General features: G+C 68.9%; 12 protein-coding genes. 3 read left to right on the top strand and 9 right to left on the bottom strand.

Annotated elements, in window-relative coordinates; translation table 11 throughout:
• Positions 1 to 50 precede the first annotated feature (50 nt).
• From folD to guaA, 3 genes are all read left to right on the top strand, one after another.
• Positions 51 to 917, top strand: coding sequence for a bifunctional methylenetetrahydrofolate dehydrogenase/methenyltetrahydrofolate cyclohydrolase FolD (gene folD / locus WB794_RS04120; RefSeq protein WP_337334581.1), 867 nt, complete (start codon positions 51 to 53; stop codon positions 915 to 917).
• Between the two features lie 113 nt (positions 918 to 1,030).
• Entirely contained in the window at positions 1,031 to 2,488 is a 1,458-nt protein-coding gene (gene guaB, locus WB794_RS04115; protein ID WP_337334580.1) for an IMP dehydrogenase, read from the top strand.
• A 126-nt stretch (positions 2,489 to 2,614) separates the two neighbouring features.
• Complete coding sequence (gene guaA, locus WB794_RS04110) at positions 2,615 to 4,183, top strand: glutamine-hydrolyzing GMP synthase (protein WP_337334579.1); 1,569 nt, start codon at positions 2,615 to 2,617, stop codon at positions 4,181 to 4,183.
• Here the strand turns inward: guaA and WB794_RS04105 are convergent.
• The 9 genes from WB794_RS04105 to WB794_RS04065 all read right to left on the bottom strand — a co-directional run bounded on the left by WB794_RS04105 (position 4,138) and on the right by WB794_RS04065 (position 12,306).
• Positions 4,138 to 4,449, bottom strand: a complete 312-nt coding sequence (locus WB794_RS04105; RefSeq protein ID WP_337334578.1) for an ATP-binding cassette domain-containing protein — start codon at positions 4,447 to 4,449, stop codon at positions 4,138 to 4,140. The two genes, guaA and WB794_RS04105, sit on opposite strands and share 46 nt — an antisense overlap.
• An 83-nt stretch (positions 4,450 to 4,532) precedes the next feature.
• On the bottom strand, positions 4,533 to 5,513 hold the full coding sequence (locus tag WB794_RS04100) for an FAD:protein FMN transferase (protein WP_337334577.1): 981 nt from the start codon (positions 5,511 to 5,513) through the stop codon (positions 4,533 to 4,535).
• Positions 5,494 to 7,701, bottom strand: coding sequence for a PepSY domain-containing protein (locus tag WB794_RS04095; protein WP_337334576.1), 2,208 nt, complete (start codon positions 7,699 to 7,701; stop codon positions 5,494 to 5,496). Before WB794_RS04095 ends, WB794_RS04100 begins: the two co-directional genes overlap by 20 nt.
• A 12-nt stretch (positions 7,702 to 7,713) precedes the next feature.
• The gene (locus WB794_RS04090) at positions 7,714 to 8,190 is read right to left on the bottom strand and encodes a DUF2271 domain-containing protein (RefSeq protein WP_337334575.1); all 477 of its coding nucleotides are present in this window, start codon (positions 8,188 to 8,190) and stop codon (positions 7,714 to 7,716) included.
• Positions 8,175 to 8,570: a PepSY domain-containing protein gene (locus WB794_RS04085; RefSeq protein ID WP_337334574.1), complete on the bottom strand. Its 396-nt coding sequence runs from the start codon at positions 8,568 to 8,570 to the stop codon at positions 8,175 to 8,177. The genes WB794_RS04090 and WB794_RS04085 overlap by 16 nt, the downstream gene beginning before the upstream one ends.
• Before the next feature lie 107 nt (positions 8,571 to 8,677).
• The gene (locus tag WB794_RS04080; RefSeq protein ID WP_337334573.1) at positions 8,678 to 9,133 is read right to left on the bottom strand and encodes a cytochrome C; all 456 of its coding nucleotides are present in this window, start codon (positions 9,131 to 9,133) and stop codon (positions 8,678 to 8,680) included.
• Between the two features lie 313 nt (positions 9,134 to 9,446).
• Positions 9,447 to 10,322 carry an LOG family protein gene (locus WB794_RS04075; protein ID WP_337334572.1) on the bottom strand — a complete coding sequence of 292 codons (876 nt, stop codon included), beginning with the start codon at positions 10,320 to 10,322 and terminating at the stop codon, positions 9,447 to 9,449.
• Positions 10,319 to 11,728 (bottom strand): MBL fold metallo-hydrolase RNA specificity domain-containing protein, encoded by a 1,410-nt coding sequence (locus WB794_RS04070; RefSeq protein ID WP_337334571.1) that lies wholly within the window; start codon positions 11,726 to 11,728, stop codon positions 10,319 to 10,321. Before WB794_RS04070 ends, WB794_RS04075 begins: the two co-directional genes overlap by 4 nt.
• Positions 11,725 to 12,306: a cytochrome b gene (locus WB794_RS04065; RefSeq protein WP_337334570.1), complete on the bottom strand. Its 582-nt coding sequence runs from the start codon at positions 12,304 to 12,306 to the stop codon at positions 11,725 to 11,727. The genes WB794_RS04070 and WB794_RS04065 overlap by 4 nt, the downstream gene beginning before the upstream one ends.
• Positions 12,307 to 12,338: the final 32 nt, after the last annotated feature.

Below are 12,338 nucleotides of genomic sequence, written 5' to 3'. Positions count from 1 at the left end.
GACGCGCTCGCATCGGCGATAATCCGCGCTGGTTTCCAACGGACCGCCCGATGACCGCACGCATTCTGGATGGCAAGCGGATTGCCGACGAACTGCTCGACGACATCGCCGCCAAGGTGGTGGTGCGGACGGCATCAGGACGTTCGGCCCCCGGCTTGGCGGTGGTGCTGGTGGGGGCCGATCCGGCGTCTGCGGTCTACGTGCGCAACAAGCGCCGCGCCTGCGAGCGCGTCGGCTTCGCCTCGTTCGACTTCGACCTGCCTGCCACCACCTCCGAAGCCGAGCTGCACGTGCTGATCGATCGCCTCAACGCCGATCCGGCCGTGCACGGCATCCTGATCCAGCTGCCGCTGCCGGCGCATATCGATACCACCGCGCTCATCAACCGCATCGATCCCGCCAAGGACGTGGACGGCTTCCACGCCGCCAACGTCGGTCGCCTCGCGTTGCGCCAGCCCGGCCTGCGGCCCTGCACTCCGCGCGGCATCCTCACGCTGCTGGCGCATACCGATCGGCCGGTGCGCGGGCAGGAAGCGGTGGTGATCGGCGTATCCAACCACGTCGGTCGCCCGATGGGCCTGGAGCTTCTGATCGCCGGCTGCACCACAACGAGCTGCCACCGCTTCACGCCGCGCGACACCCTGCGCCGGCACGTCGGCGAGGCCGACATCGTGGTGGTGGCGGTCGGGCGGCCGGACCTGGTGCCGGGCGAGTGGATCAAGCCCGGCGCCATCGTCATCGACGTGGGCATCAACCGGCGCGAGGACGGCTCGCTGTGCGGCGACGTGGGTTTCGATGCGGCCTTCGAGCGCGCCTCGTGGATCACGCCCGTCCCCGGCGGCGTGGGGCCGATGACCGTGGCCACGCTGATGCAGAACACCCTGGACGCCGCGGAAATGGCATGGCCGGTCGCCTGACCGCGGCGACCCGGTTCTGAACGTGCGTCATCCCGGATCGCCGTCGGGTTCGTGAATGCCGGCCGTTCTGGCGTTACAATGGCGCGCTTCCCCACCTTCCACGGGAACCGCCGATGCTGCGCATTCTGGCCGAAGCACTGACCTACGACGACGTTTCGCTCGTCCCCGCCCATTCCACCGTCCTGCCCAAGGACGTAGCGCTCGAAACCCGGCTGACGCGCGATCTGCGCCTCAGGATTCCCCTGGTTTCCGCCGCCATGGACACCGTGACCGAAGCGCGCCTGGCCATCGCCATGGCGCAGCTGGGCGGCATCGGCATCATCCACAAGAACCTTTCCGCCGAGCAGCAGGCCGCGGAAGTGCGCCAAGTGAAGAATTACGAGGCCGGCGTGATCCGCGAGCCCTTCACCGTCGGCCCGCAGACATCCATTGGTGAAGTGTTGAAGCTCACCCGCGCGCGCAACATCTCCGGCGTGCCGGTGGTCGAGGGCGGCAAGCTCGTGGGCATCGTCACCGGGCGCGACATGCGCTTCGAGAAGAAGCTCGACGATCCGGTGCGCAACATCATGACCCGCAAGGATCGCCTCGTGACGGTGCGTGAAGGCACCAGCGAGGAAGAGGTCATCCAGCTCCTGCACAAGCACCGCATCGAGAAGGTGCTGGTGGTCAATGACGCCTTCGAACTGCGCGGCCTGATCACCGTCAAGGACATCCAGAAGGCGCACGATTTCCCCAACTCCGCCAAGGATGCCGACGAGCAGCTCCTGTGCGGCGCGGCCGTGGGCGTGGGTGCCGACGCCGAGGCGCGCATCGAGGCCCTGGTCGCGGCCGGCGTGGACGTGCTCATCGTCGACACCGCGCACGGCCATTCACAGGGCGTGATCGAGCGCGTGGCCTGGGTCAAGAAGACCTATCCGCAGGTGCAGGTGGTCGGCGGCAACATCGTCACCGGCGACGCGGCACTCGCCCTGATGGACGCAGGTGCGGATGCCGTGAAGGTGGGCGTCGGCCCAGGCTCCATCTGCACCACGCGCGTGGTCGCGGGGGTCGGCGTGCCGCAGGTGACCGCGGTCAGCCTGGTGGCCGAGGCGCTGAAGGATCGCATACCACTCATCGCCGACGGCGGCATCCGCTACTCGGGCGACATCGGCAAGGCGCTGGCGGCCGGCGCCTCGACCATCATGATCGGCGGCCTGTTCGCCGGCACCGAGGAAGCGCCGGGTCAGGTCGAATTGTTCCAGGGCCGCAGCTACAAGAGCTACCGCGGCATGGGCAGTCTGGGCGCGATGGAGAAGGGCAGCAAGGACCGCTACTTCCAGGACGCCGCCGACGCCGACAAGCTCGTGCCCGAAGGCATCGAGGGCCGCGTGCCGTACCGCGGCCCGGTCGGCGGCATCGTGCACCAACTCATTGGCGGCCTGCGCGCCACCATGGGCTATGTGGGTTGTGCGTCCGTCGAAGAGATGCGCACCCGCCCGCAGCTGGTGCGCATCACCGGTGCCGGCCAGCGCGAAAGCCACGTCCACGACGTCCAGATCACCAAGGAACCGCCGAACTACAGGATGGGGTGAGGCGGGCCGCTTGCGCGGCACTGCCGAACGCCCGGCCATGGATGGCCGGGCAGGCCGTCCGTGTGGCGCTACGTTCCGCCATGGATGGCCGCCGCAACCTGAAACGAAGAAGCGATCAGGCTTTCCATGACCAGCATCCACTCCGACAAGCTCCTCATCCTCGACTTCGGCGCGCAGTACACCCAGCTGATCGCGCGGCGCATCCGCGAGATCGGGGTCTACTGCGAAATCTGGGCCTGGGACCATGACCCGGCGGAAATCGCGGCCTTCGGCGCCAGGGGCATCATCCTCTCCGGCGGCCCGGAGACCACGACCGTGGCCGACAGTCCGCGCGCGCCGCAGGAAGTTTTCGACGTCGGCGTGCCGATTCTTGGAATCTGCTACGGAATGCAGACCATGGCCGTGCAGCTGGGCGGTGCCACCGAAGCCGCCGACCAGCGCGAATTCGGTGCCGCCGAGGTCAGTCTGGTGGCACCGGATCGCCTGCTCGATGGCCTCAAGGACCACGCCGGTTCGCCGCCGCGGCTCGATGTGTGGATGAGCCATGGCGACCACGTCTCGCGTGCGCCGGCCGGTTTCGTCGTCACCGCGAAGACCGACCGCATTCCCATTGCCGCCTTCGCCGACGATGCGCGACGCTGGTACGGCGTGCAGTTCCATCCCGAAGTCACCCACACCCGCCAGGGCGAGGCCCTGCTGCGGCGCTTTGCGGTGGATATCTGCGGCTGCGCCACGCGCTGGAACGCCGAAGAGATCATCGAGGACCAGATTGCCCGCATCCGCGCCCAGGTCGGCTCGGACGAGGTGATCCTCGGCCTTTCGGGCGGCGTCGATTCCTCCGTGGTGGCCGCGCTCCTGCATCGCGCCATCGGCGGCCAGCTCACCTGCGTGTTCGTCGATACCGGCCTCCTGCGCTGGCGCGAAGGCGACCAGGTGATGCAGACCATGGCGCAGCACATGGGCGTCAAGGTGATCCGCGTCAACGCCGCCGCGCGCTACTTCAAGGCGCTCGAAGGCGTCAGCGACCCGGAAGCCAAGCGCAAGATCATCGGCAACCTGTTCGTCGAAATCTTCGATGAGGAAGCCGGCAAGCTCGGCAATGCGCGCTGGCTGGCGCAGGGCACCATCTACCCGGACGTGATCGAGTCGGCCGGCAGCCGGACCGGCAAGGCGCACGTCATCAAGAGCCACCACAACGTCGGCGGCCTGCCGGAACACATGAAGCTCGGCCTGGTGGAACCGCTGCGCGAGCTGTTCAAGGACGAGGTGCGCCGCCTCGGCGTCGCGCTCGGCCTGCCGCGCGAGATGGTCTATCGCCATCCGTTCCCCGGCCCGGGCCTGGGCGTGCGCATCCTGGGTGAAGTGAAGCCCGAATACGCGGACCTGCTCGCGCGCGCCGACGCCATCTTCATCGAGGAACTGCGCGTCGCGGGCTGGTACGACAGGACCAGCCAGGCCTTCGCCGTGTTCCTGCCGGTGAAATCCGTTGGCGTGGTCGGCGATGCGCGCGCCTACGAGTGGGTGATCGCGCTGCGCGCGGTCGAGACCATCGACTTCATGACCGCCCACTGGGCGCACCTGCCGTATGATCTTCTCGGCAAAGTTTCCAATAGAATAATCAATGAATTACGCAATGTTTCTCGCGTAGTTTATGATATCAGCGGCAAGCCGCCCGCGACGATCGAGTGGGAGTGAACGGCCCCGGTCGCGCGTGCTGACCGGCAGGTACCGGGGCCGGTGGGGCTGCCGCAGGGTGATGTTGCCGCCGGCGGAAGTGCCTGTCGAGCCTGGCCCGCCAGGAACATCCGCGCATACAGGCCGTGTGCTTGCAAGAGCGAGGCGTGGCTGCCGGTTTCGATGAGCGCGCCGTTTTCCATGACCACGATCCGGTCGGCATCGCGGATGGTCGAGAGCCGGTGCGCGATGATGAAGCTGGTCCGATTGCCGGTCAGCTTCTTCATGCCGTGCTGGATGAGCAGTTCGATGCGCGTGTCGACCGAGGAGGTGGCCTCGTCGAGGATGCCCCGGCCACCGGGCCAACCGCTCAGGCCGGCGCGTCGCGCTCCGAACCGGGCGCAAAGCGGCCCAGGCCTATTTCCGTCCAGCCCTTGTCGTGGCGCAGCAGGAACAAGGCATCGAGGCGCAGGCGACGGGCCAGTTCGAAGCCTTCGGCCGGGCCGGCGACCAGCAGGGCGGTGGCCCAGGCGTCGGCATCCATGCAGGTGCGCGCCAGCACCGTGACCGAGGCCAGCGCGTGGCGCACCGGCGCGCCGGCGCGCGGGTCGATGAGGTGCGACAGCCGCTGTCCGCCGATGTCCAGGAAATGCCGGTAATTGCCCGAGGTGGCGATGGCCAGGTCTTCCAGTTCGATGACGCCGTGCGTCCGGCGCTGGCCCGCGACGGGTGCTTCGATGGCGATGGGCCAGGGTTCGCCATTGGCCTGGGGGCCGAGCGCGCGCAGTTCGCCGTCCAGCGACGCCAGCGCGTGCTGCACCCCGTGCGCGGCGAGCACCTCGATCATCCGGTCCACGGCGTAACCCTTGGCGATTGCGCACAGGTCGAAGCGGACGGGCGCAAGGCGGCGCGCGCGTGCGCCGGGTGCATCCAGCTCCAGCGCGACGTGCGCGAGAGCGGCCGGCTCACCGGCGGCGGCGCGGATCGCCGCAGGATCGGGCGCTCGTCTGGCGGCACCGAAGCCCCAGGCGTCGATCAGCGCACCGACCGCAGGATTGAAGGTGCCGGCGCTCAGGCGAGCAACCTCCAGCGCCCGCGCGAGCACCAGCAGGATCGGCGCGGGCAGCGCCAGCCAGTGCCCGACCGGCTGTGCATTGAGGCGGTTGAGATCGCTCGCCGGCTTCCAGGGCGACATCTGGTGGTCCACTTCATCCACGGCGTCGGCCAGCGCCTGGCGCAAGTGTGCCGTATCCAGATGCGGGCCGACGTCGGCGCTGACGGCCCAGCGCGTACCCATGGTCGGGCCGTGCAGGTGCAGGCGATGGCGCGGCTCAGAACACGTCTTCGGCATAGCGCCCCCCGGCCCGGAGGCGCGCGATGTCGAGATCCAGCGGTGCCAGGATTTCATCGAGCGCAAGGACCACGTCGTGCGCCATCGGACGGCTGCCGCAGACCCGGATCCGGGCGCCGGCGCGCACCGCCTCGCGTACGCTTTGCGCATCCTGGCGCAGCGCATCCTGCACATAGCCGCCGTCGCCCACGCGCGAGAAGATCGTGCGCAGTCGCGTCAGGCGCCCGTCCGCGAGCCACTGCGCCAGGCTCTCGCCAAAATAGAAATCGCGGGCCGGATCGCGGGCACCGAAATACAGGTGCATCGGCACATGCCGGCGGTTGCCGCGGATGAAGCCGGCCAGCGGTGCCACACCGGTGCCGGCACCGATCAGCACCGCAGGCCGGCGGTCGCGCTCCAGGGTGAAGCCCGGGTTGGGACGCACGAAGGCGCGCGCCGCGTCGCCGGGTGCGAGGCCGTGCAGGAAGGTCGAGCATTCGCCTCCCGGCAGCAGCCGCACGCACAGCTCCACGAAGCCGTCGCGGTGTCCGGAAGCCAGCGAGTAGTAGCGCGGCACGCTCGATCCGGGCGCGAGAACGCCGAGCAGATCGCCGGCAACGAAGCCTCCCAGCCCGCGCATCGCCAGGCGATCGCGCCAGCCGCGCGCCGGAAGCGCGAAGCGCAGGATCGCGCCGGGGCGATCGCCTTGCCCCGGATAGGACTCGCGTGAGATCAGCCGCAGCTCGCAGGTGGGCGGCAGGTGAGGGCGATAATGCACCTGGAGCGGCTCGCCGAGCGCCTCGGCCAGCGTCTCGCACCAGCGTGCGAACTCCTGGGCCGACTGCTGGTGGATGCGCGCCAGCGGCAGCAGCGTCGGCCAGCCTTGCGCGCGAAAGGACTGCTCCAGCGCATCGGCGAAGGCGCAGAATGCCGGGTACTGCCGGTCGCCGAATCCCAGCACCGCGACCGCCGCATCCTGCGGCGCGGTGCGCGCGATCTTCTCCAGCGCGCCGGTTGCGTGCGCGGGCGATTGGCCATCGCCGTAAGTCGCCGCAAGGACGATGATCCGGCGCGTGCCGGCGGCCGCCTGGAAATGCTCCAGCGGCGCGACGTGCACGCGATGGCCGGCCTGCCCAAGCGCCGCGTGCAGGGCGGCGGCAAATCCCCAGGTAGTGCCGGTTTCGCTGGCGACGAAGACCAGGGTGTCGGCCTGCGGCAGAGGCTGGTTGCCGACGATGCGCGGCCGCACCCGCCGCGCCCGCCACCACAGGATCAGCCCGGTGAACCAGAACAGCGGAATCGAGGCGCCCGCGAGTCCCAGCAGCACGGCCCAGACCCAGGCACCTTCGCCGGTGTGCAGCAGCATGGCCCAGCCGTGGATGCGCTGCGCGAGCGTGGCGTCCTGCCAGACGAGCAGTTCGCCGGAGCGGCGATCCAGCCATCCCTGGCCGCCGGTGGTGGTGGTGACCTGCCAGGTGTCCTCGGGGTCATCGGGATTCGGAAAGCCCAGCCGCTTGAGTTCGCTCAACGGCAGCGTCTGCAGCAGGGGGAGCTGCGCGACCGGGAGATCGTCCGCGAGCGCGCTGGTCGATATCGGATCCGGGTCGTCCGGCGGATGCAGGCTGACGAGGTTGAAGGTGGTGGCACTGAGCCAGAGCGCCGCCAGCGCCGACACCAGCAGCACCGGGATCGCGAGCCGGCCGGTCACCGCGTGGAGGCGGTCCATGCCGCGACCGCGCATCCGCCCGCCCAGCCGCCGCCAGCCGCCGAGGCGACGCAGCAACAGGACCAGTCCCGTGATCGACAGTACCAGCATCGACAGGGCGACCACCGCTGCCGCAGCGCGCCCGACGTCGCCAAGGAGCAGCGAGCGGTGCAGGTTCTTGACCCAGCGCGGCATCAGCGAGGGCTGCCACGGTCCACGCACGCGCCCGTCGACCGGATCGATCCGGTCGGCCCGTACCTCGCCCTGATCGTAGGAATAGGCCACGATCATGCCCGACGGCAGCCGGCGGATTTCCTCGATGCCGGGCACGTCGGCTCCGACGCGCTGCGCCAAGGCCGCCACCGAAGGCTCGCCAGCGCCCGCGCGCGCCTGCCAGGCGTCGGTGACAGGATCGAGTGCAAGCATCGCGCCGGTGAACCCCAGGACCAGCGCCAGCGCACCGGCAACCAGTCCGAGCCAGCGATGGATCAGACGAAAAGGCATGTGGCAGGTCCGCTATTGCAGATCGAAGCGCAGCGATTGGACGTACTGTTTGCCCGGATGCGTCTTGCCGCCGTTGTCGGTCGTGAGCGGAATGCGCAGTTCCGAGGGGCTGTCGCGCATGTCCTCGGCCGCGGCATCGATGCGGATCTCGTATCCGGCGTCGATCAGCGCATCGGCAAGCTCGGCTGTCACCTCAAGCGAGCGCCCGGCACCGACGCTCGCGCCCGTGACGCCCTGCAGGCGCTGCTTGTCACCGGCCGACATGCGGTTCCAGGCGGACAGGTGCTTGTAGTACTTGGCTTTCCCACCCGCCACCCAGAGCGTGCGCACATAGGCACCGCTGGCGTCGGTCAGGTAGACCGCAAGATAGGCACCGTCGCCGCCGTAGTTCTTGAGCGTGGTGGTCAGCGAGACATTGCGGGCCTGGGCGGCGGCAGGCAGGGCCAGGATGCACGCGGCGGCAAGGGTCTTCATCAAGGGGCTGGACATGGCGCGTTCTCCGGGAGGGATGTCGGGCGTGACGTGACGTTGCTGGCATGGGATTCGTGCGCATTGCCGGAAGTTTTCCCGGCCTCGTCGCGGTGATGGTGCCGCTCGCGCTGATCGCGCGTCTTGAGCTTCATGACGCGCAGGGTCTCCGGGTCGATCCGGGCCTTGAAGGCGCGCCCGTCGGCATCGATGCCGCGCACCTCGTAGCAGCCGTCGTCGATCTTGATCCGCTCCAGCGTCCAGCCGCGCTCCCGCGCCATTTCGTGCACCGCTTCACGCGATTGCCACAGGCCGACGGGGGCATCGCAGTGCCGTTCCGCCGCGGCGAGCGAGGCTGCGGTGGAAAGCACGATGGCGATGGCGAATGAAGCAGGTTTCATGGCGCACCTCCGTTCGCGGCCGCTGTCGGCTACGATACTGTCGGATCAGTTGAACGTCATCGTGCGCCTGTCCCGTCGCGCCTGGAAAACGGTGGTTGGGCTGCGCTTCAGCTCTTTTCGTGGAAGCGCGCGATGAAGGTGGCGCGGAAGCGCTGGTGGCAGGCCAGACAGTTGCGCTGCAACTCGGCAAAGGAGGCAATCACCGCCTCGCCATCTTCACGGACAGCCGCTTCGCCCAGTGCGGTGGCGGTCTCGTGCACGGCACCGTCAAAGCCGCGGAACTGCGCTGCGTCACTGCCCAGCCAGCCGAGGATTCGCACCTTTTCGCCGGCGGGCGGCTGCGCGTGGCGCGCGATGCCGGGTGCCAACCGGGCGACGCGCTGCCAGTCTTCCATCGAAATCGCATGGGTGACCTGCTGCATGTCTTCGCCGAGCTGGCGCATGATGCCCTGCAGCGCGGGGGGCTTGCCGGCTTCGGCGGCGGCGGGCGGGGGTGCGACTGCGCCCAGTGCGATGGCGACGAGCGCGGCGAGCGCGCGCAGGGAGCGGATCGTGGGATTCATGGCATCTCCGTGGTTGGGGTGGTCCGTGGCTTCAGAACTCGACGTTCAGGGCGACCGAGCCGAAGGCGTGGAGGCCGGCCTGCCCATCGGATTCCCGCGTGCGCCAGACCCGCATCACCGCGAGCCTGATTCCGTGACGGGAGGTCAGCCACTGCGCGCTGATTCCCGCCGCGATCTGCGCGACCCGGGGCGGCGGGTGACGCTGTGGCTGGAGCGAAAGCGGTTGCCATCGAGGGACAGGCCGCGCAGAGCGCGATGAGGCACGCGGAGGCTGCGGCGTGTCGGACCCCGCGCGACGTCGGGCCGGCACTTTTCAGCATGGCGATAGCGATACCTCCGCTGGCGAACCGTGAAACCGCTCCAGCGCCGCAATGATTTCCTCGGGTTCGTCCGCGAACTCGAACAGACCGAGATCCGCAGCAGCGATGTAGCCCTCGTGCACCAGATGATCGAAATCGATCAGTCGCTGCCAGAAGGCGCGGCCGACCAGCACCACGGGGATGCGGGGCACCTTGCCGGTCTGGATGAGGGTAAGCACCTCGAACAGTTCATCGAGTGTGCCGAAGCCGCCGGGGAAAGCGACCAGGCCCTTGGCGTGCATCAGGAAATGCATCTTGCGCAGCGCGAAATAGTGGAAACGGAACGCGAGCTCGGGGGAGACGTAGGGGTTGGGTGCCTGTTCGTGCGGCAGCGTGATGTTCAGGCCGATGGAGCGCGCGCCGGCTTCGTGCGCGCCGCGGTTGGCGGCTTCCATGATGCCCGGACCGCCGCCGGTGACCACCACGAAGTCGCAGCGCCCCTCGTGCTGGAAGCGCCGGGAAACAAGCTGCGCGAAGCGCCGCGCCTGTTCGTAGTGGTGCGACTGCCGCAATCGGTGGCGGGCGCGCTCCAGCGCCTGCTCCAGCGCGGGAGTGGTTCCCGACTCCCGCGCCGCCGCTTCCAGATCGTCGAGGTGCGTGCGCGCAGCGCGGGCGTCCTGGACCCGCGCGCTGCCGAACACGACCACGGTGGATCCGATGCCTTCTTTCCGCAGCGCGCGTTCGGGCTTGAGCAGCTCCAGCTGCAGGCGCAGCGGGCGCAGATCCTCCTCGTTGAGCAGCGCGATGTCTTCGAAGGCCAGGCGATAGGTGGGCGAGCCGACGATCTCGCGCAGGCGCGCCGCGCGTTCGGAAGATTCCGGTGTGCTCATGCCGCCGCGCCTCCCGACGCGGGCCACCGCAGCGTCTGGCTGTGCTCGGCGACGTCCACCCGCCAGCCCAGGGTGTGCCGAAGATTTTCCGCCAGCGCCTGCGCGGCCGGCGCTTCGCCATGTACCAGGAAGGTGCGCGCCGGAGGCGTGCGAAAGGCCTTCACCCAGGCCAGCAGCGCGCGGCGGTCGGCGTGCGCGGAGAGGCCGTCGACGCGGTGGATCGCGGCACGCACGGGGACGTCTTCGCCGAACAGGCGCACACGGCTGGCTCCGTCCACCAATCGCCGCCCCAGGGTGCCCTGGGCCTGGTAGCCGGGCATCATCACGCTGCATTCGCGGCGCGCAAGATTGTGGAACAGGTGGTGGCGAATCCGGCCGGCATCGCACATGCCGCTGGCCGAAATGATGATCGCGCCGGAGCGTATCTGGTTGAGCGCCTTGGATTCCTCGACGCTGGCGGTGAAGTGCAGGTTCGGCAGGTCCTGCCCCAGCGCGTGCCAGTCGACCAGCTCGCGCGCCTGCGCGTCGAACAGTTCCAGATGGCTGCGCGTGATGCGGGTCACCTCGGTGGCCATCGGCGAATCCACGAAGATCATGGGCGGACGCAGCCGGCCCTGCCGCACCAGCTGGTGCAGGAGGTAGATGACCTGCTGGGTGCGTCCGACCGCGAAGGCCGGCATGACGACGTTGCCGCCGCGCTCGTACAGGGTGCGTTCGACGATCCCGATCATTTCCTCTTCGGTCGCGGCGAGCTGCGTGTGATCGCGATCGCCGTAGGTCGACTCCAGCACCAGGATGTCGGCGTCCTCGATGGTTGCCGGATCGCGCAGGATGGGCCGCCCGGGCTGGCCCAGGTCTCCGGAGAAAACGAGCTTGGTCGTGCGCCCCACTTCCCTGAGCCAGACCTCGAGGATCGCCGAGCCGATGATGTGCCCGGCTTCGCGGAACCGCACCCGCACGGCGGGATGCGGGGCGATCTCGCTGTCGTAGTCCACGCCCTCCACCTGCTCCAGGCAGGCCTTGGCGTCGGCCACCGTGTACAGCGGCGGCGTGGCCTTGCCGCCGCGCCGCCGCGCTTCGCGCTCGGACTCGTATTCCTGGATGTGTCCGCTGTCGGGCAGCATCACGCCGAGCAGGTCGGCGGTGGCACCGGTGGCAAGGATCGGCCCCTTGAACCCGGCGCGGGTGAGCTTGGGCAAAAGGCCGCTGTGGTCGATGTGGCCGTGGGTCAAAAGGACGAAATCGAGCGTGGCCGGATCGAATTCGAACGGCCTGCGGTTGCGCGCCGGAGCCTCGCGGCCGCCCTGCACCATGCCGCAGTCCACCAGGAAGCGGGCGTTCGCGCCTTCGACCAGAAAGCAGGAGCCGGTCACTTCGCCGGCGGCACCCAGGAAGTGCAGCTTCATGCCGAGCGATCCCGCTCGTCGACTGCGGCGTTCGAACCGCGCAGGGTCATCCGCCGCAAGGTGTCGTCGCGCGACACATAGTGGTGGAACAGCGCGGCCGCGGCGTGCAGGCCGATCAGCCAGTAACCGATCGTGCCGATCAGCGCGTGGAGGTCTTGGAGGCGCTCGGCCAGCGCCTTGTCCGGGGCAACGAGCGGCGGCAGGGTCAGCCCGAAGAAGGGCACCGGCTTGCCCTTGGCGCTGAGCACGATCCATCCCAGCAGCGGCATGCCGACGAGGAATACGTAAAGCGCCAGGTGCATCGATTTGGCCAACCATTCCTGCCATGCCGGCGGTGCCGGCGTGATCGGCGGGACGCGAAACAGGGCGCGCGCCGGCAGGCGGATCAGCACCAGGGCAAACACCACCAGCCCCAGCATGAAGTGCCAGTGCTTCATCAGCTCGCGCGTCTCGCTGCCCTTGGGATACATCTCGCGCAGTTCGATCAGGGCATAGACGGCAACCAGCAGAAGCAGGGTCAACCAGTGCAGGCTGATGGACAGCCCGTGATAGCGGGAAGGGGCATGTGGCGTGTTCATGGATTTCGCCTCGAAGGATGGCCGCTGCGGGC

The sequence above is a fragment of the Denitratimonas tolerans genome (assembly GCF_037203605.1).
Lineage (GTDB): Bacteria > Pseudomonadota > Gammaproteobacteria > Xanthomonadales > Xanthomonadaceae > Denitratimonas > Denitratimonas tolerans.
This window is presented reverse-complemented; position numbering and strand designations above follow the sequence as displayed.